This window comes from Luteibacter anthropi, assembly GCF_023699965.1.
Lineage (GTDB): Bacteria > Pseudomonadota > Gammaproteobacteria > Xanthomonadales > Rhodanobacteraceae > Luteibacter > Luteibacter anthropi.
Map to the genome: position 1 here is coordinate 2,475,898 of NZ_CP077072.1, position 20,400 is coordinate 2,496,297.

At 65.2% G+C, this 20,400-nt stretch carries 20 protein-coding genes; 17 read left to right on the forward strand and 3 right to left on the reverse strand.

Annotated features, from left to right (window positions below):
- Positions 1-3: 3 nt before the first annotated feature.
- Complete coding sequence (pgeF, locus tag KR767_RS10845) at positions 4-747, forward strand: peptidoglycan editing factor PgeF (protein WP_250879111.1); 744 nt, start codon at positions 4-6, stop codon at positions 745-747.
- 600 nt (positions 748-1,347) lie between these two features.
- Here the strand turns inward: pgeF and otsA are convergent.
- Together otsA and otsB are read right to left on the reverse strand one after the other, a co-directional pair.
- Positions 1,348-2,784 (reverse strand): alpha,alpha-trehalose-phosphate synthase (UDP-forming), encoded by a 1,437-nt coding sequence (otsA, locus tag KR767_RS10850; RefSeq protein ID WP_250879112.1) that lies wholly within the window; start codon positions 2,782-2,784, stop codon positions 1,348-1,350.
- Positions 2,781-3,566: a trehalose-phosphatase gene (otsB, locus tag KR767_RS10855; RefSeq protein ID WP_250879113.1), complete on the reverse strand. Its 786-nt coding sequence runs from the start codon at positions 3,564-3,566 to the stop codon at positions 2,781-2,783. The genes otsA and otsB overlap by 4 nt, the downstream gene beginning before the upstream one ends.
- 176 nt (positions 3,567-3,742) lie before the next feature.
- On the opposite strand from otsB, the gene clpB reads away from it, so the two are divergent.
- From clpB to KR767_RS10900, 9 genes are all read left to right on the forward strand, one after another.
- Entirely contained in the window at positions 3,743-6,325 is a 2,583-nt protein-coding gene (gene clpB, locus KR767_RS10860) for an ATP-dependent chaperone ClpB (RefSeq protein ID WP_250879114.1), read from the forward strand.
- A 124-nt stretch (positions 6,326-6,449) separates the two neighbouring features.
- A complete protein-coding gene (locus KR767_RS10865; RefSeq protein ID WP_166947415.1) occupies positions 6,450-6,746 on the forward strand; it encodes an FmdB family zinc ribbon protein in 297 nt (98 codons plus the stop codon).
- A gap of 98 nt (positions 6,747-6,844) precedes the next feature.
- Positions 6,845-7,399, forward strand: a complete 555-nt coding sequence (locus tag KR767_RS10870; protein WP_250876338.1) for a DUF3011 domain-containing protein — start codon at positions 6,845-6,847, stop codon at positions 7,397-7,399.
- Positions 7,400-7,495: 96 nt separating this feature from the next.
- The gene (aspS, locus tag KR767_RS10875) at positions 7,496-9,262 is read left to right on the forward strand and encodes an aspartate--tRNA ligase (protein ID WP_250876339.1); all 1,767 of its coding nucleotides are present in this window, start codon (positions 7,496-7,498) and stop codon (positions 9,260-9,262) included.
- Positions 9,263-9,278: 16 nt separating this feature from the next.
- Positions 9,279-9,914 (forward strand): esterase/lipase family protein, encoded by a 636-nt coding sequence (locus KR767_RS10880; RefSeq protein WP_250876340.1) that lies wholly within the window; start codon positions 9,279-9,281, stop codon positions 9,912-9,914.
- A 215-nt stretch (positions 9,915-10,129) separates the two neighbouring features.
- Positions 10,130-10,876 carry a YebC/PmpR family DNA-binding transcriptional regulator gene (locus KR767_RS10885; RefSeq protein WP_166947418.1) on the forward strand — a complete coding sequence of 249 codons (747 nt, stop codon included), beginning with the start codon at positions 10,130-10,132 and terminating at the stop codon, positions 10,874-10,876.
- Positions 10,877-10,919: 43 nt separating this feature from the next.
- Positions 10,920-11,441: a crossover junction endodeoxyribonuclease RuvC gene (gene ruvC, locus KR767_RS10890; protein ID WP_166947419.1), complete on the forward strand. Its 522-nt coding sequence runs from the start codon at positions 10,920-10,922 to the stop codon at positions 11,439-11,441.
- The gene (gene ruvA, locus KR767_RS10895) at positions 11,438-12,034 is read left to right on the forward strand and encodes a Holliday junction branch migration protein RuvA (RefSeq protein ID WP_250876341.1); all 597 of its coding nucleotides are present in this window, start codon (positions 11,438-11,440) and stop codon (positions 12,032-12,034) included. The genes ruvC and ruvA overlap by 4 nt, the downstream gene beginning before the upstream one ends.
- A gap of 5 nt (positions 12,035-12,039) precedes the next feature.
- Positions 12,040-13,938 (forward strand): potassium transporter Kup, encoded by a 1,899-nt coding sequence (locus KR767_RS10900; protein WP_166947421.1) that lies wholly within the window; start codon positions 12,040-12,042, stop codon positions 13,936-13,938.
- Positions 13,939-14,002: 64 nt separating this feature from the next.
- Here KR767_RS10900 and KR767_RS10905 read toward each other — a convergent pair whose 3' ends face one another.
- Positions 14,003-14,758, reverse strand: a complete 756-nt coding sequence (locus tag KR767_RS10905) for a hypothetical protein (RefSeq protein ID WP_250876342.1) — start codon at positions 14,756-14,758, stop codon at positions 14,003-14,005.
- 148 nt (positions 14,759-14,906) lie between these two features.
- Between KR767_RS10905 and KR767_RS10910 the strand changes: the two genes are divergently transcribed.
- From KR767_RS10910 to tolB, 7 genes are all read left to right on the forward strand, one after another.
- Positions 14,907-15,116, forward strand: a complete 210-nt coding sequence (locus KR767_RS10910; protein WP_250876343.1) for a hypothetical protein — start codon at positions 14,907-14,909, stop codon at positions 15,114-15,116.
- A gap of 238 nt (positions 15,117-15,354) precedes the next feature.
- Positions 15,355-16,395 (forward strand): Holliday junction branch migration DNA helicase RuvB, encoded by a 1,041-nt coding sequence (ruvB, locus tag KR767_RS10915; RefSeq protein ID WP_166947425.1) that lies wholly within the window; start codon positions 15,355-15,357, stop codon positions 16,393-16,395.
- On the forward strand, positions 16,392-16,790 hold the full coding sequence (gene ybgC, locus KR767_RS10920; protein WP_166947426.1) for a tol-pal system-associated acyl-CoA thioesterase: 399 nt from the start codon (positions 16,392-16,394) through the stop codon (positions 16,788-16,790). Before ruvB ends, ybgC begins: the two co-directional genes overlap by 4 nt.
- Before the next feature lie 42 nt (positions 16,791-16,832).
- On the forward strand, positions 16,833-17,516 hold the full coding sequence (gene tolQ / locus KR767_RS10925; protein WP_166947427.1) for a protein TolQ: 684 nt from the start codon (positions 16,833-16,835) through the stop codon (positions 17,514-17,516).
- A gap of 15 nt (positions 17,517-17,531) precedes the next feature.
- The gene (gene tolR, locus KR767_RS10930; RefSeq protein WP_166947428.1) at positions 17,532-17,975 is read left to right on the forward strand and encodes a protein TolR; all 444 of its coding nucleotides are present in this window, start codon (positions 17,532-17,534) and stop codon (positions 17,973-17,975) included.
- Positions 17,962-18,903: a cell envelope integrity TolA family protein gene (locus tag KR767_RS10935; protein WP_166947429.1), complete on the forward strand. Its 942-nt coding sequence runs from the start codon at positions 17,962-17,964 to the stop codon at positions 18,901-18,903. Before tolR ends, KR767_RS10935 begins: the two co-directional genes overlap by 14 nt.
- 124 nt (positions 18,904-19,027) lie before the next feature.
- Positions 19,028-20,344, forward strand: coding sequence for a Tol-Pal system beta propeller repeat protein TolB (gene tolB, locus KR767_RS10940; protein ID WP_166947430.1), 1,317 nt, complete (start codon positions 19,028-19,030; stop codon positions 20,342-20,344).
- Positions 20,345-20,400: the final 56 nt, after the last annotated feature.

The following is a 20,400-nucleotide window of genomic DNA, read 5'->3' on the forward strand; positions in this document are numbered from 1 at the left end:
AGCGTGCCCCACGAGTGGATCGTCCCGCACTGGAACGCGCCCGCGAACGTGGGCGCGGCCGTTTCGACGCGGCTGGGGCCCGGGATGTCCGAGGCGCCTTACGACCGGCTCAACCTGGGCCTGCGTTCAGGCGACGAGCCGTCCACGGTGCTGGCCAACCGGTCGGCACTGAGGGATGCCCTGGCATTGCCATCGGATCCGCTGTGGCTGCGCCAGGTCCATGGCACCGCCGTGGCGGAAGGCTATGGCGGCGGCTTCGAACCGGAGGCCGATGCCGCCGTGGCTCGTGGTCCGGGCCGCGTGCTGGCGATTCTCACGGCGGACTGTCTGCCTGCCCTGTTCGTTTCCGCCGACGGGCAGACGATCGGTGCAGCCCACGCGGGCTGGCGTGGGCTGGCGGCCGGTGTGCTGGAGCGCACCGTGGAGCAGATGGGCGGCACTGATATCCAGGCCTGGCTGGGGCCGGCCATCGGGCAGGCTTCGTTCGAAGTCGGCGAGGAAGTGAGGGCTGCCTTCGTGGATACCGATGCCCGCGCGTCCTCAGCCTTCGTGGCGAACCGGCCGGCACACTGGCTCTGCGATATCTACGCACTGGCGCGACTGAGGCTTTCCTCGGTCGGCGTCAGTCATGTGTCGGGTGGTGGTTTCGATACCCGCACGGACGACAGGCTTTATTCGTATCGCCGCGACGGCGCAAAAAGCGGCCGGTTCGCCTCCCTGATCTGGACAAACCCTTCGTCGCGTTGATGACCCAGCCCGTCGTTCCTGTGCAAACAGGTACCCAGCGCCCCGGTTTGCCGGCAGGGGGAGGACGCTTCAACGGTTTTACGTAGGGTATTTCGTCGCGACAGCCGACTGCACCGCGCTAGGTTCCAGCTTTCGCTGGAACGACGGCTTCGGGTGGGATTGCCGCCACCTGCCTACCCGTCAGCTTCGTGTGGGATTGCCGCCACCTGCCTATCCGTCGTTCCTGTGAAAACAGGAACCCAGCGCCCCGGTTCACCGACAGGGTGAGGGCGCTTCAACGGTTTTACGTAGGGTATGTCGTCGCGACACCCGATTGCATCGCGCTAGGTTCCAGCTTTCGCTGGAACGACGGCGTCGGGTGGGATTACCGCCACCTGCCCACCCGTCGGCTTCGGGTGGGATTACCGCCACCTGCCCACCCGTGGGCTTCGGGTGGGATTGCCGCCACCTGCCTACCCGTGGGCTTCGTGTGGGATTGCCGCCACCTTCCTACCCGCGGGCTTCGTGTGGGATTACCGCCACCTCCCTATCCGTCGTTCCTGTGAAAACAGGAACCCAGCGCCCCGGTTCACCAGTGCAGCGAGAGCGCCCCATCGGCTTTCAATGCGCGGCCGGCCCTCCGGGCGGCGTCATGACCGGCGAGGGCACGTAGATCTCCGGCTTCACCTTGGGCGGCTCCATCAAGGCATGCAGAAACGCATTGCGCCACGCGGTGATGTCATTGCGCTCCAGCACGTCCATCATCGACTGCCAGCGCATCCGGCGTTCCTTCAGCGGCATGTCCAGCGCACGATGCAAGGCGTCCGATACCTCATCCAGGTCGGAAGGGTTCACCAGCAGCGCGGCGTCCAGCTCCTGCGCGGCACCGGCAAAACGCGACAGCACGAGCACGCCGGGGTCTTGCGGATCCTGGCAGGCCACGTATTCCTTGGCGACCAGGTTCATGCCATCGCGCAGCGGCGTGACCAGGCCCACCTTGGCGACACGGAAATACCCCGCCAGCACCTTATGGGCGAACGACTTGTTGACGTAGCGGATCGGTGCCCAGTCCGGCTCGGCATACTGGCCGTTGATATGGCCCGCACTGCGTTCCAGCTCCCGGCGAAGTGAACGGTATTCGGGTACGTCGGAGCGCGACGGCGGCGCAATCTGCAACAACGACACACGACCACGCATATCCTTGTGATCGCGCAGAAGGCGCGCGAAGCCTTCGAACCGTTCCGGAAGACCCTTCGAATAATCCAGCCGGTCCACACCGATGATCAGCGATCGATCATCGAGCGACGCTTTCAGCTTCGACACCGCGCCACTGTCCTCCGCACGATGCGCCAGCTCTACCGCCTCGGCCGTATCGATGCTGATGGGAAAGACCCCGGCACGGAAAATTCGCCCGTTCGCTGCACGGATACGGCCACCGGTGCGCATCGCAGCACCGAGTTCGTGCAGGAAATAATCCTCGAGCGCACGCAGGTCGCGCTGCGTATGCAGGCCGACAAGATCGTACGACGCCAGCGATTCGAGCAGTTCGCGATGGCGCGGCAGCGTAATAAGCAACCCCGCCGCCGGAAGCGGCGTATGCAGGAAGAAACCGATGCGGTTCTCCACCCCCAGTTCGCGCAGCATCGCTGCCAGCGGAATCAGGTGGTAATCGTGCACCCAGACGATGTCGTCCTTCTTCAGCAGCTTCGCCACGCGCTTGGCGAAGATGCGATTGACCCTCAGGTAGCCCTCGAGGTGATCGCGGCGATAGTCCACCAGGTCGCCGCGATAATGGAACAGGGGCCACAGGGCGCGGTTGGCGAAGCCACTGTAGTAGTCGTCATGGTCCGCCTTGGACATGTCGATGGTGGCATAGCTGATGTGACCATCCTCGACTTCGTGCAATTCCTTGCCGGTTTCGGCAGCGAGGTTGCCGCTCCAGCCGAACCACAGGCCGCCCATTTCCTGCAGGGCGGCATTCATCGCGGAGGCCAGGCCGCCGGTTTGCGTCTGCTTGGGCAGCGCCACGCGATTCGATATGACGACTAGTCGGCTCATCTTGCGGTTGCGGCTCCTCGCTTCAGTCGTTTGTTCACGTCATCCAGCCAATCCTGAACATCGGCCGGGCTAGACAATGTGAACGTCGCGCATGACGGTGTGCGGTCACCCACGCGTATCGCATGGCCTGCGCGCGCCAGGACGACGGCAAACGCGTGTTCGTCGGTGAGGTCGTCGCCCAGGTAGATGGGCGTGCGTCCGCGAAAAGGCGGTTCATCGAGGAAGGCGGCCACGGCCACGCCCTTGTCCATACCCCGCGGCTTGAACTCATAGACATGGCTACCTGGCTGCAGTTCGAAGCCGGGAAAGGCCGCGACCAGCACGGGAGCCCTGCGTCGTAGTTCGTCTTCGTACCCGGGGTGCTCGCGGCAATGCAGCGCCACCGACCAGCTCTTGTCCTCGACCCGTACCCCGGGCAACTCGCGGGCCACGGCATGCGCCGCCGCGCGCAGTTTCGCCAGTTCGTCACGATCCACGGGCATGGTACGGGTGTGGCCGGAACCATCGCGTCGTTCCAGTCCGTGCTGGCCGGCAGCGGCCCAGTGGGGGCGATCAAAGATGCGATCCAGGCCGTCGATGGCCCGGCCGCTGACCAGCGCGAGGGCGCCGCCGAGGGTATCGTGCAAGGCGTCCAGCGTCGCCATGAGGCCGGTGGCCGGTGCCACTTTGTCGGGATCGTCGGCGAAGGCGAGCAGGGTGCCGTCGGCGTCCAGGAACAGGGCGCAGTCGGGGACGAGCAGGTCGAGCGCTGGGCGGGGCAGGATGTCGCGGGAGGCTGTCACGGGGACTCCGGGGCGAGGCAACCGGTCGAGGATGCCTGTACGGACGTGAAAAAAGCGCTGCCAAAGACACCCCGTGCACCGTTGAAGCCGCAGGATCTCACCCGCATCTGTGACGGCAGAGGCGGTCGCGGGGGAGGGCCCCGGGGCGCGCCAGAACCTTTGGGAGAAACCATACGATGCGAATGGACAGACTTACCTCGCGTTTCCAGCAGGCGCTGGCCGACGCGCAGTCGCTGGCCGTAGGCCGCGACAACAACATGCTTGAACCGGTGCATGTCATGGCGGCCCTGCTCGACCAGCAGGGGGGCTCGACCGGCCCCTTGCTCACGCAGGCCCAGGTGAACGTGCCGTCCTTCCGCCAGCGCGTGGGCGAGATCCTGGAGCGGCTGCCGCGCGTGAGCGGGCAGGAAGGCAACATCAATATCGGCAACGACCTGAGCCGCGTGCTCAATCTCACCGACAAGCTGGCCCAGCAGCGCGGCGACCAGTTCATCGCCAGCGAGCTGTTCGTGCTGGCGGCGCTGGAAGACCGCAGCGAACTGGGCGGTGCGCTGAAGGCCGCCGGTGCCACGAAGGAGCGCCTGGAAGCCGCCATCGACAAGCTGCGCGGCGGCGAAAAGGTGCAGTCGGAAAATGCCGAGGAACAGCGGCAGGCCCTGGAGAAATACACCATCGACCTCACCGAGCGCGCCGAGAGCGGCAAGCTCGATCCGGTGATCGGGCGCGACGAGGAAATCCGCCGCACGATCCAGGTGCTTCAGCGTCGTACCAAGAACAATCCGGTGCTGATCGGCGAGCCGGGCGTGGGCAAGACCGCCATCGTCGAAGGCCTTGCACAGCGCATCGTCAACGGCGAAGTACCCGAAGGGCTGCGCGACAAGCGCGTGCTGTCGCTCGACATGGGCGCGCTCATCGCGGGTGCGAAGTTCCGTGGCGAGTTCGAGGAGCGCCTGAAGGGCGTGCTGAACGACCTGTCCAAGCAGGAAGGTCGCGTGATCCTCTTCATCGACGAGTTGCACACGATGGTCGGCGCCGGCAAGGCCGACGGTGCGATGGATGCCGGCAACATGCTGAAGCCTGCGCTGGCGCGTGGCGAACTGCATTGCATCGGCGCCACTACGCTCGACGAGTACCGCAAGTACGTCGAAAAGGATGCAGCACTGGAACGCCGCTTCCAGAAAGTGTTCGTCGGTGAGCCCAGCGTGGAAGACACCATTGCGATCCTGCGTGGTCTCAAGGAGCGCTATGCGGTGCATCACGGGGTGGAGATCACCGATCCGGCCATCGTCGCCGCGGCCACGCTTTCCTCACGCTATATCCCGGACCGCCAGCTGCCCGACAAGGCCATCGACCTGATGGACGAAGCGGCTTCGCGCATCCGCATGGAAATCGACTCCAAGCCGGAAGAACTCGATCGCCTGGAGCGTCGTCTTATCCAGCTCAAGATCCAGCGCGAGATGCTGAAGAAAGAGCAGGACGACGAATCGAAGCAGCGCCTGGCCACGCTGGAAAACGATATCGACAAGCTGGATCGCGAATTCTCCGACCTCAACGAGGTGTGGAAGTCCGAAAAGGCCACCCTGCAAGGCGCCACCAAGATCAAGGAGCAGATCGAACAGGCCCGCCTGGAACTGGAAGGCGCGCAGCGTCGCCAGGATTACGGTGCGATGAGCGAGATCCAGTACGGCCGGCTGCCTGCGCTGGAAACCCAGCTTGCTGCCGCACAGAAGGCTGAAAAGCAGGACTTCACGCTGTTGCAGGATCGCGTCACCGCCGAGGAAATCGCCGAGGTGGTAGCCCGCTGGACGGGCATCCCCGTGGCGAAGATGCTAGAAGGCGAGCGCGAAAAACTGTTGCACATGGAAGATGCGCTGCATGATCGCGTCGTCGGCCAGGAAGAAGCCGTGCGTGCGGTGTCCGATGCGATCCGTCGTGCGCGTGCGGGTCTGTCCGATCCGAACCGGCCGTATGGTTCGTTCCTGTTCCTGGGCCCCACGGGCGTGGGCAAGACGGAACTGTGCAAGGCGCTGGCGGATTTTCTCTTCGACACGCAGGACGCCATGGTCCGCATCGACATGAGCGAGTTCATGGAGAAGCACTCCGTGAGCCGCCTCGTGGGTGCACCTCCCGGTTACGTGGGTTATGAAGAGGGCGGCTACCTCACCGAAGCGGTACGTCGCCGTCCGTACAGCGTGATCCTGCTCGACGAGGTGGAGAAGGCGCATCCGGATGTCTTCAACATCCTGTTGCAGGTGCTGGACGATGGTCGCCTCACGGACGGCCAGGGCCGCACGGTGGACTTCCGCAACACGGTCATCGTGATGACGTCGAACCTCGGCTCCAACCTCATCCAGGAGCAGGCCGGCGACAGCGAAGCCGACTACATGCAGATGAAGGCCTCGGTGCTGGGCGTGGTACAGGCGCATTTCCGCCCGGAGTTCATCAACCGTCTCGACGACCTCGTGGTGTTCCGTCCGCTGGACAAGAAGCAGATCCGCTCCATCGCGCGCATCCAGCTGGAATACCTGGGCAAGCGGCTGGCTGATCGCCAGCTGGGCCTGGATGTCTCCGACGCGGCGCTCGACCTGCTGGGCAGTGCAGGCTTCGATCCGGTATACGGCGCGCGGCCGCTCAAGCGTGCGATCCAGCAGCAGCTGGAAAACCCGCTGGCCCAGCGCATCCTGCGCGGCGAGTTCTCACCCGGCCAGACGGTCCGGGTGGATTCGGACGGCAACCACCTCCGTTTCGAGGCGGCGTGACCCACCCTGTAGGAGCGCGCCTGCACGCGACCGGTAAAACCGGAATGCCCGGCAACCCCCGTTCGCGCGCAAGGCGCGCTCCTACAGGCCATAATGCGCGGCTGAGATAGCCGGAAATCCTTTCATGCCCATCTACGAATTCCAGTGCCAGGCCTGCGGCCACCGCTTCGAGCGCCTGCAGAAGATGTCCGACGCCGACCCGTCCAACTGCCCGCAATGCGGGGAGCCACGGGTGGGCCGCATGCTCAGCGCGCCGCAGTTCCGGCTGGCCGGTGGCGGCTGGTATGAGACCGATTTCAAGAAAGACGGCGACAAGAAGCGCAATCTCGTCGAAGGATCTTCCGGCGCACCGGCGGCCGGCAGTGCCCCAGCGGCGCCAGCCAGCACCAGCAGCACCCCGTCGGGCGGCTCCGACGCCTGACGGCGCAATGTTGGCGCAAGAAATCGTTCAATCCGCGTTGCAAATTCCTGCGCTAGCGTACGTCCCAAGATCCATCTGAACGACGATAGGAGTGGGGTATGCGCGCTGTACTGGGTGGCCTTGCCGTGGTGGCGATGGCGTTGACGATGAGTGCGGTGTCCCTTCCGGCGCATGCACAGCGCTACGGCGGGACCATCGATTGCGGCAGCAGCGACAACCGTCCGGGCCGCTGCCCGGTACCGTGGCGTGACGCCCGGCTGATCCGCCAGGACTCGAACTCTCCCTGCATCCGCGACCGCACCTGGGGCGTGGATCGCGACGGCATCTGGGTGGACCGCGGCTGCCGCGGCATCTTTGCCGACGCTGGCGGTGGCTGGGGCGGTGGTCGTCCGGGCTGGAGTGGCGACCGTCCGCCTCCGCCGCCTCCGGGCTGGGGCGACCGTCCCTCCTGGGGCGGTCCGCAGCAGACCATCGACTGCGGCAGCAGCAACGGTCGCTGGGGGCACTGCAACATCGACACCCGTGGCCGCGTGCGTCTGGTGCGCCAGAACTCCGATTCGCGCTGTGACGAAGGCCGTACCTGGGGCGTGGATGGCAGCGGTATCTGGGTCGACAAGGGCTGTCGGGGCATCTTCTCCGTAGGCGGTCGCTGAGCCCGGCAAGGGTAGGGAAGACCCCGGATCGTGCTACGATCCGGGGTCTTTTCCCATGCCACAGACCGCTTTCGCGGTAGCCGGAGCTTCAAGCGCATGCGCACCCATTTTTGCGGCCTCATCGACGAGTCGCTGATCGGCCAGGACGTCACCCTCTGCGGTTGGGTGAACACCATCCGCCTGCAGAGCCACACGGCCTTCGTCGATCTGCGTGACCACCACGGCATCGCCCAGGTCGTCATCGAACGTGAGAATGCGGATGCCTTCGCCGTGGCTGGCGAGCTGGGTTACGAATACGTGGTGAAGGTCACCGGCCAGATCCGCAAGCGCCTGTCGGTGAACGACAAGCTCAAGACCGGCACCGTCGAGCTGGTGGCCGAAAAGGTCGAAATCCTCAATGCCGCGCGCGACCTGCCGTTCGCGCTGCACGAGACGCCCAACGAGGACATGCGGATGACCTACCGCTACCTCGACCTGCGTCGCCCCGAAATGCAGCACATGATGCGCACGCGTACGTCGCTGGTCCGCGCCCTGCGCCGGTACCTCGACGATGCCGGTTTCCAGGACATCGAGACCCCGATCCTCACCAAGGCCACGCCGGAAGGCGCGCGCGATTACCTCGTGCCCAGCCGCGTGCACCCGGGCCAGTTCTACGCGCTGCCGCAGTCGCCGCAGCTGTTCAAGCAGATCCTGATGATGGCGGGCTTCGACCGCTACTACCAGATCGCCCGTTGCTTCCGCGACGAAGATCTCCGCGCCGACCGCCAGCCGGAGTTCACCCAGCTCGACCTCGAGTTCGCCTTCGTCGAAGAGCGTGACGTGCAGGACTTCGTGGAAGACCTGATCCGCCACGTGTTTCGCGAGGTGCGCGGCGTGGAGCTGGACGCCAGCTTCCCCCGCATGACCTACGCGGAGGCCATGCGCCGCTTCGGTTCCGACAAGCCCGACCTGCGCAATCCGCTGGAACTGGTCGACATCGCCGAGGCGGTGAAGCACATCGAATTCAAGGTGTTCGCCGAACCGGCGAATGATCCCGCCGGTCGCGTCGTCGCACTGCGTGTGCCGGGTGGCGCCGCGCTCTCCCGCAAGGAGATCGACGGCATGGCGGAATTCGCCGCCAGGTACGGCGCCAAGGGCCTCGCCTGGCTGAAGGTCGACGACCTGGCCAAGGGCCGCGAGGGCATCAATTCGCCGGTAGCCAAGTTCCTCGACGATGCCGCGCTGGAGCAGGTGCTGAAGCTCTCCGGTGCCGCCGACGGCGACATCGTGTTCTTCGGCGCAGGCCGCTGGAAGACGGTCACCGACTTCATGGGCGCCGTGCGCCTGAAGGTCGGCCGTGATCGCGACCTGGTGGAAAACACCTGGAAGCCGCTGTGGGTCACCGATTTCCCGATGTTCGAGTACGACGACGAAGAGCAGCGCTACGTGGCGCTGCACCACCCGTTCACGGCACCCAAGGTCGACGACATCGCCGACCTGCGCACGAATGCCGCCGTCGCGGTGAGCCGTGGCTACGACATGGTGCTCAACGGCAACGAGATCGGTGGCGGCTCCATCCGTATCCATCGTCCGGAAATGCAGAGCGCCGTGTTCGAGCTGCTCGGCATCGGTGCGGAAGAGGCCGAGGGCAAGTTCGGCTTCCTGCTCAAGGCCCTGCGCATGGGCGCGCCGCCCCACGGTGGCCTGGCCTTCGGCATCGACCGCATCGCCGCCCTCATGGCCGGCACCGAGTCGATCCGCGACGTCATCGCCTTCCCGAAGACCACCAGCGCGCAAGATCTGATGACCGACGCGCCGTCGCCGGTTTCCGAGCCACAGCTGAAGGAGCTCCACGTCCGCGTGGCGGCGGAGGCCAAGGCCTGATCCGGGCCAGCCGCCGATGAGCACCCCGCCTGACGATGTCCTGCTTCTCCATGGTCTGTGGATGCGGGGCTTCGCCATGGCGATGCTCCACCGGCGGCTGAAGGACGACGGTTTTCGCGTCCACCAGTTCGAATACATGAGCGTCGCCGCGCCGCCCGAACAGGCCATCGCGCGGCTGCGCAAGCGCATCCGCGCCCTGGCACCGGCGCCAGTCCACGTAGTGGGACACAGCCTCGGCGGCATCCTGGCCTTGCTGGCCTGCCGTGAAGACGACCTGCCCACCGGCCGCATCGTCTGCCTGGGCTCTCCGCTCAACGGCAGCGGCGCGGCCCGCGGCCTCACGCATCGCTGGGGCGGCGACATGCTCCTGGGGCGCTCCCGCGAGCTGCTGGAACACGGCCTGGACCACTGGGATGGCGGCCGCGAGGTCGGCATGATCGCCGGCCGGCAGCCCATGGGCCTGGGCGCTTTCGTAGGGGAGCTGGGCGACGAGCACGACGGCACCGTTGGCGTGGCGGAAACCCGCCTGCCGGGCCTGGCCGATCACTGCGTGCTGGAAACCAGCCACACGGGCATGCTCGTTTCCGCCGATGTCGCCCGCCAGGTAGCCTTTTTCCTCCGCGCCGGCCATTTCGACCCCCACCCCCCGTAGGAGCGCGCCCCGCGCGCGACCACCCACGCGCCGGTCACCCATCCCCTTGTAGGAGCGCGCCTTGCGCGCGACCACCCAAGGCCGGGCAACAGGCCAGGGGCTCGCCAGTCTTAAAGCGCGAGGCCCCCCAGGTCGCGCGCAAGGCGCGCTCCTACATGCAACCCACTTCCGCTAGAATTCCGCCCCTGTCCGTCCGGTAACTCCAGGAAACGCCCATGGGTAGAGGCCCGTCCATCGAAGGTCGCAAGAATGCCGAAGACGCCAAGCGCGCCAAGGTGTTCACGAAGCTGATCCGCGAAATCACCATCGCCACGCGTGGCGGCGTGCCCGACCCCAACGGCAACCCGCGCCTGCGCGCTGCCATGGACAAGGCCCTGGCCGCCAACATGACCAAGGACACCATCGAGCGCGCCATCAAGCGCGGCTCGGGTGCCGACGGCGGTGCCGACATGCACGAGATCCGCTACGAGGGCTACGGCCCGGCGGGTACCGCGCTCATCATCGACTGCGTCACCGACAACCAGACCCGCACCGTCGCCGACGTGCGCGCGGCGCTGAACAAGCTCGGCGGCAACATGGGCACCACCAATTCGGTGGCCTTCCAGTTCACCCGCGTGGGCCAGGTGCTGGTACACACCGGTGGCGATGCCGACGTCGAGGCGAAGCTTGAAGAAGCCGCCATCGAGAACAACGCCGAAGACATCGTCATCGAGAACGGCATCGGCACGGTGCTGCTGGCGGCCGACCCCGTCGCGGTGGAAGCCATGCGCAAGGCGCTTGCGGAAGCAAAGTTCGACGTCGAAAGCTCCGACGTGGTGATGCGCCCCAACGGCCCTCTCGTCACCCCGACGGGCGAGGCCCTCGAGCAGTTCGAAAAGCTGCTCGAACGCCTCGACAGCCTCGACGATGTCGACGAGGTCTATCACAACGCCGTGCTTCCCTCGGAAGCCGGGGACGCGTGAGGCCCTTCGGGCCCCACGTCGTTCACGCGTTTCCCTCGCTGTCATGACCCGCATCCTAGGTATCGATCCGGGTAGCCAGCGCACGGGCGTCGGGGTGATCGACGTGGCGGACAACGGCGCGCTGAGCCATGTCTGGCACGGCGCGCTGGCTGTCGCCGGGGAGGCTACCTTCCCGCTGCGCCTGAAACGCATCTTTGACGAACTCTGCGCCATCATCGGCACGCACGTTCCGGCGGAAGCCGCGATCGAGCGCGTGTTCATGGCCCGCAACGCCGACTCCGCCCTGAAACTGGGGCAGGCGCGTGGTGCGGCTATCTGTGCCGTGGTCAGCCAGGGAATCGTCGTGCACGAATATGCTGCGACCGAGGTGAAGCAGGCAGTGGTCGGTACCGGCCGCGCCGACAAGACCCAGGTCCAGCACATGATCGGGATGATCCTCGGCCTCAAGGGGCCGTTGCAGGCGGACGCCGCCGACGCACTGGCGATCGCCATCGCCCATGCGCACACCCGGTCCAGCATTGAACGCGTGGGTATCCCGCGCACGGCCTGGAGACGACGCCGATGATCGGTCGCTTGCGCGGCACCCTGATAAGCAAGCAGCCTCCGTCGCTCCTCATCGAAGTGGGTGGCGTGGGTTACGACGTCGATGCACCGATGTCGACCATCTACGACCTGCCGGCCACCGGCAAGGAAGTGATCCTGCTCATCCATTACGCGGTGAAGGAAGACGGCGTCTCCCTCTACGGTTTCATGCACGAAGCCGAGCGGGCCATGTTCCGCAACCTGCTGAAGGTGAGCGGCATCGGCGCAAAGATCGCGCTGGCCGTGCTCTCCGGCGTATCCACCGATGAGCTGTCGCGCCTGGTGCACGCGGGCGACGTGGTGGCGCTGACCAAGATCCCTGGCATCGGCAAGAAAACGGCCGAACGCATGGTGGTGGAGCTGCGCGACCGCGTGGATGCTGCGGGCGTGCGCTTGCCCGTGTCCACGTCCGCCGGCGCCGCGCCGCTCGATCCGGTGGGCGAAGCCACCGTGGCGCTCCAGCAACTCGGCTACAAGCCGCCTGAGGCCCTGCGCCTCGTCACCAAGGTGAGCGCCGAAGGCGACACCGCAGAAACCATCATCCGCAAGGCGCTGCGCGCCGCGCTGGGAAGCTGATACCCATGGGCATGACTCACGCCGAAGAACTCCGCAACGCGCACGGCAAGAAGCTGGCGACTCTCGCCCTCGGTGCCATCGGCGTCGTCTTCGGCGACATCGGCACCAGCCCGCTGTACACCATGAAGGAGACCCTCGGCACGCACGGCATGACGCCCCAGCCGGCCGCCGTGCTCGGCGTGCTGTCGCTGATCTTCTGGTCGCTGCTGATCGTGATCTCACTCAAGTACGTCACCTTCGTGATGCGTGCGGACAACAAGGGCGAGGGCGGCATCATGGCGCTGATGGCGCTGGCCCAGCGCAGTGTCAGTGGTTCGCCGCGTGCCCGCTGGGTGCTGGCGGCCATCGGTATTTTTGGTGCCTCGCTGTTCTATGGCGATGGCGTCATCACGCCCGCCATGTCCGTACTGTCCGCAGTGGAAGGTATCGAGGTGGCTGCGCCATCGCTGGATACCTACGTGTTGCCCATCTGCCTTGTGATCCTGCTGGCGCTCTTCGCCATCCAGCGTCACGGCACCAACCTGGTCGGCAAGGCCTTTGCGCCTGTCATGTGCGTGTGGTTCATCGTGGTAGCCATACTCGGCCTGCGCCAGGTGATCCAGCATCCGCAGGTGCTGTGGGCGGTGAATCCCACCTACGCCGTGCAGTTCTTCATGGAGCACGGCAAACAGGCCTTCATCGCCCTGGGTGGCGTGGTGCTGGCGCTTACCGGCGGTGAGGCGCTGTATGCCGACATGGGCCACTTCGGCAAGAAGCCCATCCGCTATGCATGGTTCTTCTTCGTACTGCCGGCCCTGCTGATCAACTACTTCGGTCAGGGCGCGTTGCTGCTCAGCGACCCGTCGGCCATCGAAAACCCGTTCTATAAGCTCGTGCCCGAGTCGCTGCTCTATCCGATGATCGCCCTGGCGACCGCGGCGGCGGTGATTGCTTCGCAGGCCGTGATTTCCGGTGCCTTCTCGATGACCCGCGAAGCCATGTCGCTGGGCTACTCGCCGCGCATGGCCGTGGTGCACACCTCGCGCGAGATGTCCGGCCAGATCTTCGTGCCGTGGATCAACCGCATGCTGCTGGTGCTGGTGCTGCTGGCGGTGGTGGGCTTCCGTTCGTCGAACAACCTCGGCGCGGCTTACGGCATTGCCGTGACCGGCACCATGACCATGACGACCCTGCTGGCCCTGGTGGTCGCCAAGCGCCGCTGGAACTGGCACTGGTCGGCCGTGATCACCGTTGGCGTCATCTTCCTCATCGTCGATCTGGCATTCTTCGGCGCCAACGCGCTCAAGATCGCCCATGGCGGCTGGTTCCCGCTGGTGCTTGGCGTGGTGATCTTCACCGTGATGACCACCTGGCGCCGCGGTCGCGACCTCGTGGTACGCGAGATCAAGCAGTCGGGCCTGGCCCTGGCGCCGTTCGTCGAGAACATCGCCGACCACCCTCCGCTGCGTGTACCGGGCACGGCCGTGTTCCTCACGGCCAACCAGCACTCCGTGCCGCACGCGATGCTGCACAACCTCAAGCACAACAAGGTGCTGCATGAGCGCAACGTGCTGCTCACCGTGGAAATGCTGGAAACGCCTGTGGCGGAATACGACGAGCGCATGGAGCTCATCGAGTACGGCGGCGGCTTCTATGGCCTGCAGCTGCGTTACGGCTTTGCCGAAGACCCGAACATTCCCGTTTCCCTGCAACGTGCCAGCAGCCTGGGCATCGACTTCGACATGATGGACACCACGTTCTTCCTGTCCCGCGAAAACATCGTGGCCGACGCCCGCCGCCCCGGCATGGCGCTGTGGCGCGACAAGCTGTTCGCCTTCCTGGCACGCAACGCGATGCCGGCCACGGCGTTCTTCCAGATTCCGGGTAATCGCCTGATCGAGTTGGGCGCCCAGGTCGAGATTTGATCGATGCCGATAGATGGCTGCTGTAAGGCAGCCATCGTCAGCGATCAAGGCTTGCTAAAGACCATCAGCTCTCGACGAGTTTGCGCGCGATATCGAGAAGTCTCGCCTGATTCTCCGCGCGGGCCTCGGGATGAAGCGGCTGCAGTTGCAATGAATAGAGCTTCCGCTCGTTGGCCCAGCCGATGGTCACGAGAGTACGTCCCGAGGCGTCGCGGGCCGTCCTGGCGGTGCCCGGCTGGCCATTGACCTCGATATTCACCCATTCCTTGATCATGGTGACGGACTCTTTCCCTGCAGCGTGATCGGTTTCATTGAGGATCACGACGCCAAGTTCAGGGACGTCGAAGCTGCGCCCCAGCCCTGTCCACTTTCCACGGACGTGGCTACCGCCGAAGCGGACCTCCAGCAAGCTCGCCGCCGATAGTTCGGATGATCCCAGGTCTACCGGTTCGACCAGGAGATCGTGCCTGACCTCTGCCACGGAGAAGAAAGCCCTATCGTGTCCAGGCACATGACCGTGCATCGTCGTTGCTCTCTTCGCCGCCGGCGTGTTGGCGACTTCCCCGACCTCAGCCGAGTAGAAGCCCTGGCTACGCTGTTGCTCGATCTGTTTTCGCTCGATGTCGGCGTGCCCGGCCGTACTCCAGGACTGGCTCAGAGGAACAATGTGGAGCCCAGGTGCCGGGTTGACCTTGCCAAGATAGACACCTTCGTCGATGGTGCCCGGGATGCCATTCGCGCGGCTGAGTACTTTGATGGTGGCGGAAGCACCTGCCACTGCGGCGACGACAACGATCACTGTAAGTATTCGAGTGTTCATATCTGCTTCTTCAAAGAGCCGTCCGGAACGGGCCTCGACAAATTAAGAGCATGTCCGGGAGTGGTGTAGTCGGTATCGTCGGTCTCTTGGTGTGCGGCAGGTCAGTCTGATGATGTTGGAGACCGCCTTCGCTGAAACGAGAAGACGCTTGTCGGACTGTCCGGGCCTGGGGTTCGTGGAATTGAATGAGTACGAGTACAAGGAGAGCGGCGGATCCATCACCCTGGTGAAGGAAGCCATCAACGTTGATATTCATGGATATCCGGGGGTGCTGAAGGTGTCGCGATCCGACGATGGGATGACCAGTCTTTCTCTCGGTTGGGTGACCGATCGCTCCGTGTACCGGCTGGACCTCTAGCCATTGGACCATCAGCAGGTGCAGGCCAACCGGGAGGCGTTGCTGGCGGTAGCCCGGGCGCTAGGCGCCGCAGGTAAACGCTGACCTGTAGGAGCGCGCCTTGCGCGCGACCGGTTTTCGCGATGGCGTACCAGCTCCGTAATGGGTTTCGCGAAGAACGGTCGCGCGCAGGCGCGCTCCTACAGGGGGGTGGCATCGCCAGAGGGCTGTCCGCTCGGGGGCATGCCATAATGCGCACATGTCCGACCATCGCATCATTTCCGCTGCCGCCGCCATGGACGACGAGGCGTTGGAAGCCAGCATCCGCCCCAAGCGCCTTGCCGAATACCTCGGCCAGAAGGCGGTGCGCGAGCAGATGGCCATCTATATCGAGGCGGCACGGCGACGGGGTGGGGCGCTCGACCACGTGTTGATCTTCGGGCCTCCCGGGCTGGGCAAGACCACGCTGTCGCATGTCATTGCGAACGAAATGGGCGTCAATGTCCGGTCCACGTCAGGCCCGGTGCTCGAGCGCGCAGGTGATCTCGCCGCGCTGCTGACCAACCTCGAAGCCAACGACGTCCTCTTCGTCGACGAAATCCACCGCCTGTCGCCCGTGGTGGAGGAAGTGCTCTACCCGGCGATGGAAGACTTCCAGATCGACATCATGATTGGCGAGGGCCCTGCGGCCCGTTCGATCAAGCTCGACCTGCCGCCCTTCACCCTCATCGGCGCCACGACCCGCGCGGGCATGCTCACCGGCCCGCTGCGCGACCGATTCGGCATCATCCAGCGCCTTGAGTTCTACAGCGTGGACGAACTGGCGGCCATCGTCCGTCGTGCGGCCCGCATCATCGGCGTGGATTGCGAAGTGGAAGGCGCGGAAGAAATCGCGCGCCGCTCGCGTGGCACCCCTCGTATCGCCAACCGCCTGCTGCGTCGCGTGCGCGACTACGCGGAAGTACGCGGCGACGGCCGGATCACCCGCGACGTGGCCCGGGCCGCCACCGACATGCTGCGGATCGACGCCGAAGGCATCGACGACCTTGACCGCCGCCTGCTGGGTACCATCATCGAGAGTTTCGATGGCGGGCCCGTCGGCGTGGAATCCCTGGCCGCCGCCCTCAGCGAGGATCGCGGCACCCTGGAAGACGTGGTGGAGCCCTACCTGATCCAGCAGGGTTTCCTGGTGCGGACCGCCCGCGGCCGTGCAGCCACGGCCAAGGCCTGGCGCCACCTGGGGCTCACGCCCCCGCCGAAGCAGTCCGCCATGCCCGACCTGTTCTCCGGCGACTCATGAGCGAGTTCACCTGGCCCATCCGCATCTACTGGGAAGACACCGATGCCGGCGGACTCGTCTACCACGCCAACTACGTCCGCTACTTCGAGCGGGCGCGGACGGAATGGCTGCGCTCCCATGGGATCGACCAGTCCGCCATCCGTGAATCCACCGGCCTGGCCTTCGTACTCAAGCACATGCACCTGGATTTCCATGCCCCGGCCCGTCTGGATGATGAACTCCTTGTAAGCGTGGCCGTCAAAGAGGCGCGGTCTGCCAGTATCCTGTTCAGCCAGAGCGTCGCCCGGGGGGAAACCCTCCTGGTCCAGGCCGAGGTCCGCGTCGCGATGGTCAACCTCGACACGATGCGCCCGGCGAAGATCCCGGCCGAACTGTTTCCTGCTTTCTTTTCCTAATCAACCCAAGCCTTTGATATTCCGGCGGAGAGCCTTCTTGCGATGAACGGTGGACTCAATATTTTCAAGCTTGTCGCGGAAGCGAGCCTGCCCGTGCAGCTGGTCATGCTGCTCCTGCTGGGGTTCTCCTTCCTGTCGTGGATGATCATCATCCGCAAGTTCTCGCAGCTGAAGCAGGCTCACACCAATGCCGAAGCCTTCGAGGACCGCTTCTGGTCCGGCGCCGACCTCGCTGCCCTGTTCCGTGAAGTGGGCAACCGCGAAGGCCAGAGCGGCATGGAGAACGTCTTCGAAGCCGGCTTCCGTGAGTTCGCCCGCCAGCGCCAGCGCCGCGTGACCGATGCCAACCGCGTGATGGAAGGCGCCGAGCGCGCCATGCGCGTGGCCGGCACCCGCGAGATCGGCAAGCTGGAGTCCAACCTCGAATTCCTGGCCAACGTGGGTTCGATCAGCCCCTACGTGGGCCTGTTCGGTACGGTGTGGGGCATCATGGGCGCCTTCCAAGGCCTGGGCGAAATGAAGGACGTCACCATCGCCGTGGTGGCTCCGCACATCTCCGAGGCGCTCATCGCCACGGCCATGGGCCTGTTCGCCGCCATCCCGGCCGTGTGGGCCTACAACCGTTACGCCAACAAGGTCGAGCGCATCGCCTCGCGCTACGAGGTCTTCCAGGAAGAATTCTCCTCGGTGCTGCAGCGCCAGATCCATACCGACGACGCGGCCTGAGCCGGAGCGTAAGCAATGCGCACTTCTTACCGCCGTCAGAAGCGGAAGCTCAAATCCGAGATCAACGTCGTGCCGTATATCGACGTGATGCTCGTGCTGTTGATCATCTTCATGGTCACCACGCCGATGATGAACCTCGGCGTGGACATCCAACTGCCGCAGACCAATGCCAAGTCGCTCCAGGACAAGAAGGACCCGATCGTCGTTTCCGTCGACGAAAACGGCCAGATCTACCTGACGGCCAATGGCACCAAGCGCGAGCCGGTCAGCGAGGATGAATTCCGCAAGAAGGTCACCGCGTTCCACGATGCCAACCCCGAACTCCAGGTCCTGGTCGCGGGCGACCAGCGCGTGGGCTACGGCAAGGTGTATTCGATCCTCCCGATCCTCCAGGAAGCGGGCGTCTCCAAGATCGGCCTGATGAGCCAGCCGCAGTCCGCGCAGAATGGAAAACCGTAACGGTACCCCCCGCGCGGTCGTCCTGGCCGCGCTTCTCCACCTGGGCATCGTGGCCTTCCTGGGCCTCGCGGTGATCCCATGCTCGGACTACGAAAAGTGGGCCGAGGCCATCGGGCTGCCTGCGGAATGGAATCCGCTGAAGTGTCCCGCGCCGATCCAGCTGCCGGGCCAGATCATCGAGGCCACGCTCATCGGTCCCACGGGCGCGCCGCCGCCGAAGCACTCGCAGAAGCCGGTGCCCAATACCGTGCCGCCGCCGCCCACACCGCCCACGCCTCCGCCGCCGCAGCCCGAGAAGCCGGTGGTGAAGACACTGCCGCCGCCGCCGAAGCAGCCTGACGTCAAGGATCAGGAAAAAATCGTCGACGACGCCGTGCAGAAGGCCGAGGACGCCAAGAAGCTCCAGGAAGAAAAGCAGCGCCAGCAGCAGGCCGAACTGGACGCGCAGCAGGAGCAGAAGAAAAAGGAAAAGCAGAAGGAGATCGACGAGATCTTCAAGCAGCTCGATGCCGCGAAGTCGCAGACCAAGCAGGCCGACACGAAGAAGAAGCAGGCCGATCAACAGCTGAAGGACCTCCAGAACGCCAAGGACGACGGTCGCGACGACCTGCCCTTCGCCGAGAAGGCCCAGACGGGCCAGAACGGCAAGGACAACAGCAAGCAGGCGGCCTACATCGCGGCGATCCAGAACGCGGTCACCCCGAACTGGCTGCGCCCCGACAACACCCCGGCGGCGCCCTGTACGGTGCACATCGTGCAGATCCCCGGTGGCCAGGTACTGAGTGCCAAGGCCGATGCCAGCTGCCCTTACGACGCGGCAGGCAAGGCGTCGATCGAGAACGCCGTGCTCCGCTCCCAGCCCTTGCCGTACCAGGGTTTCGAGGATGTCTTCCAGCGCAACCTCACCTTCACGTTCCGACCGCAATGATGTAACGAGCCCCGTTCCGGCCCCTGGCCGGGGCGGGGTGGTTCAGACAGGGGTCATGCTTGGCATGGCTACCGCGTTAAGATTCCGTCGCCGTCTCTCCCTCCAGGTCGCAATGAACCAGCCCATGCGCAGAACGCTCTCCCGACTCGTCATCCTCCTGGCCGCGTTGACCGCTTTCGTGGCCGGCCCCGCCGTCGCCCAGTCGCTCAACGTGGATATCGTGGGCGGCCTCAAGACGGCCACCCCCATCGCCGTGGTGCCCTTCGCCCAGGCCGGCGGCGCGCCGCTGCCGACCGACGTGGCCGACGTCATCCGCGCCGATTTCAACCGCTCCGGCAAGTTCCGCTCGCTGGACAAGAACGACATCGTCGAGACCCCGTCGCAGGGCTCCGACATCAAGTTCGCCACCTGGCGCCTGCTCAAGCAGGACTACCTCACCATCGGCCGCATCAGCGATGCCGGCGGCGGCATGGTCAAGGTCGATTACGAACTGTGGGATGTGAACCGCCAGCAGAGCCTGCTGGCCCAGTCGTTCACCGCCCCCACGGGTGACCTGCGTGGCGTCGCCCACCAGATCGCCGACCAGATCTACGAAAAGATCACCGGCGTCCGCGGTGCCTTCTGGACCCGCATCGCCTATGTCACCGCCGTGGGCGTGGGCAACAACACCACCTACTCGCTGATCGTGGCCGACTCCGACGGCTTCAATCCGCAGGTCGTGGCCCGCTCGCGTGAGTCCCTGCTTTCGCCGGCCTGGTCGCCGGACGGCAGCAAGATCGCCTACGTCTCGTTCGAGAGCGGCAACTCGGCCGTGTACGTGCAGAACATCTCCACGGGTTCGCGTAGCCTGATCGCCTCGCACCCGAAGGGCATCAACAGCGCTCCCGCCTGGTCGCCGGATGGCAGCAAGCTGGCGGTGAGCCTGTCCTACGTGGGCAACCCGGAGATCTTCATCATCGACGTCGCCAGCCATGCCGAGACCCGGCTGACCAACAACTTCGCGATCGATACCGAGCCGACCTTCACCCCGGACGGCCAGAGCATCATTTTCACCTCCGATCGCTCGGGCAAGCCGCAGCTCTACCAGACCTCGATCAGCGGCGGTAACGCCACCCGCATCACCTTCCAGGGTGGCTTCAACGCCAGCGCCGACGTGAGCTACGACGGCAAGCAGATTGCGATGGTGCAGGGCAACGGGAACGTGTATCGTATCGCTATCTTGGACCGTAGCCTGGGTGGGCAGGTGCGCTTCGTTTCCCCCGGTAACGTGGACGATTCGCCCAGCTTCGCACCCAACGCGAGCATGCTGCTCTACGCGGCATCGCAGGGTACGCGTGGCGTCCTGTATGCGGTTTCGGCAGACGGTCTCGTGCGTCAGCGCCTGGTCCTTTCGGACGGCGACGTGCGCGAGCCGGCCTGGGGGCCGTACCGACAGCGTTGAGGGCGCACCCGAAAGGGTAGCGACTTCAACAACGTCCCAGGGAAGGGCGCGGAGAT

Excerpts from the sequence above, each read along its gene's own strand:
- KR767_RS10900 (WP_166947421.1), top strand. The coding sequence starts at position 12,040 with ATGGGCATGACTCACGCCGAAGAACTCCGCAACGCGCACGGCAAGAAG.
- KR767_RS10885 (WP_166947418.1), top strand. The coding sequence starts at position 10,130 with ATGGGTAGAGGCCCGTCCATCGAAGGTCGCAAGAATGCCGAAGACGCC.
- KR767_RS10865 (WP_166947415.1), top strand. The coding sequence starts at position 6,450 with ATGCCCATCTACGAATTCCAGTGCCAGGCCTGCGGCCACCGCTTCGAG.
- tolB (WP_166947430.1), top strand. The coding sequence starts at position 19,028 with ATGCGCAGAACGCTCTCCCGACTCGTCATCCTCCTGGCCGCGTTGACC.
- ruvC (WP_166947419.1), top strand. The coding sequence starts at position 10,920 with ATGACCCGCATCCTAGGTATCGATCCGGGTAGCCAGCGCACGGGCGTC.
- ybgC (WP_166947426.1), top strand. The coding sequence starts at position 16,392 with ATGAGCGAGTTCACCTGGCCCATCCGCATCTACTGGGAAGACACCGAT.
- otsA (WP_250879112.1), bottom strand. The coding sequence starts at position 2,784 with ATGAGCCGACTAGTCGTCATATCGAATCGCGTGGCGCTGCCCAAGCAG.
- KR767_RS10880 (WP_250876340.1), top strand. The coding sequence starts at position 9,279 with ATGAGCACCCCGCCTGACGATGTCCTGCTTCTCCATGGTCTGTGGATG.
- KR767_RS10935 (WP_166947429.1), top strand. The coding sequence starts at position 17,962 with ATGGAAAACCGTAACGGTACCCCCCGCGCGGTCGTCCTGGCCGCGCTT.
- ruvA (WP_250876341.1), top strand. The coding sequence starts at position 11,438 with ATGATCGGTCGCTTGCGCGGCACCCTGATAAGCAAGCAGCCTCCGTCG.
- clpB (WP_250879114.1), top strand. The coding sequence starts at position 3,743 with ATGCGAATGGACAGACTTACCTCGCGTTTCCAGCAGGCGCTGGCCGAC.
- KR767_RS10870 (WP_250876338.1), top strand. The coding sequence starts at position 6,845 with ATGCGCGCTGTACTGGGTGGCCTTGCCGTGGTGGCGATGGCGTTGACG.
- tolQ (WP_166947427.1), top strand. The coding sequence starts at position 16,833 with ATGAACGGTGGACTCAATATTTTCAAGCTTGTCGCGGAAGCGAGCCTG.
- ruvB (WP_166947425.1), top strand. The coding sequence starts at position 15,355 with ATGTCCGACCATCGCATCATTTCCGCTGCCGCCGCCATGGACGACGAG.
- KR767_RS10905 (WP_250876342.1), bottom strand. The coding sequence starts at position 14,758 with ATGAACACTCGAATACTTACAGTGATCGTTGTCGTCGCCGCAGTGGCA.
- aspS (WP_250876339.1), top strand. The coding sequence starts at position 7,496 with ATGCGCACCCATTTTTGCGGCCTCATCGACGAGTCGCTGATCGGCCAG.
- tolR (WP_166947428.1), top strand. The coding sequence starts at position 17,532 with ATGCGCACTTCTTACCGCCGTCAGAAGCGGAAGCTCAAATCCGAGATC.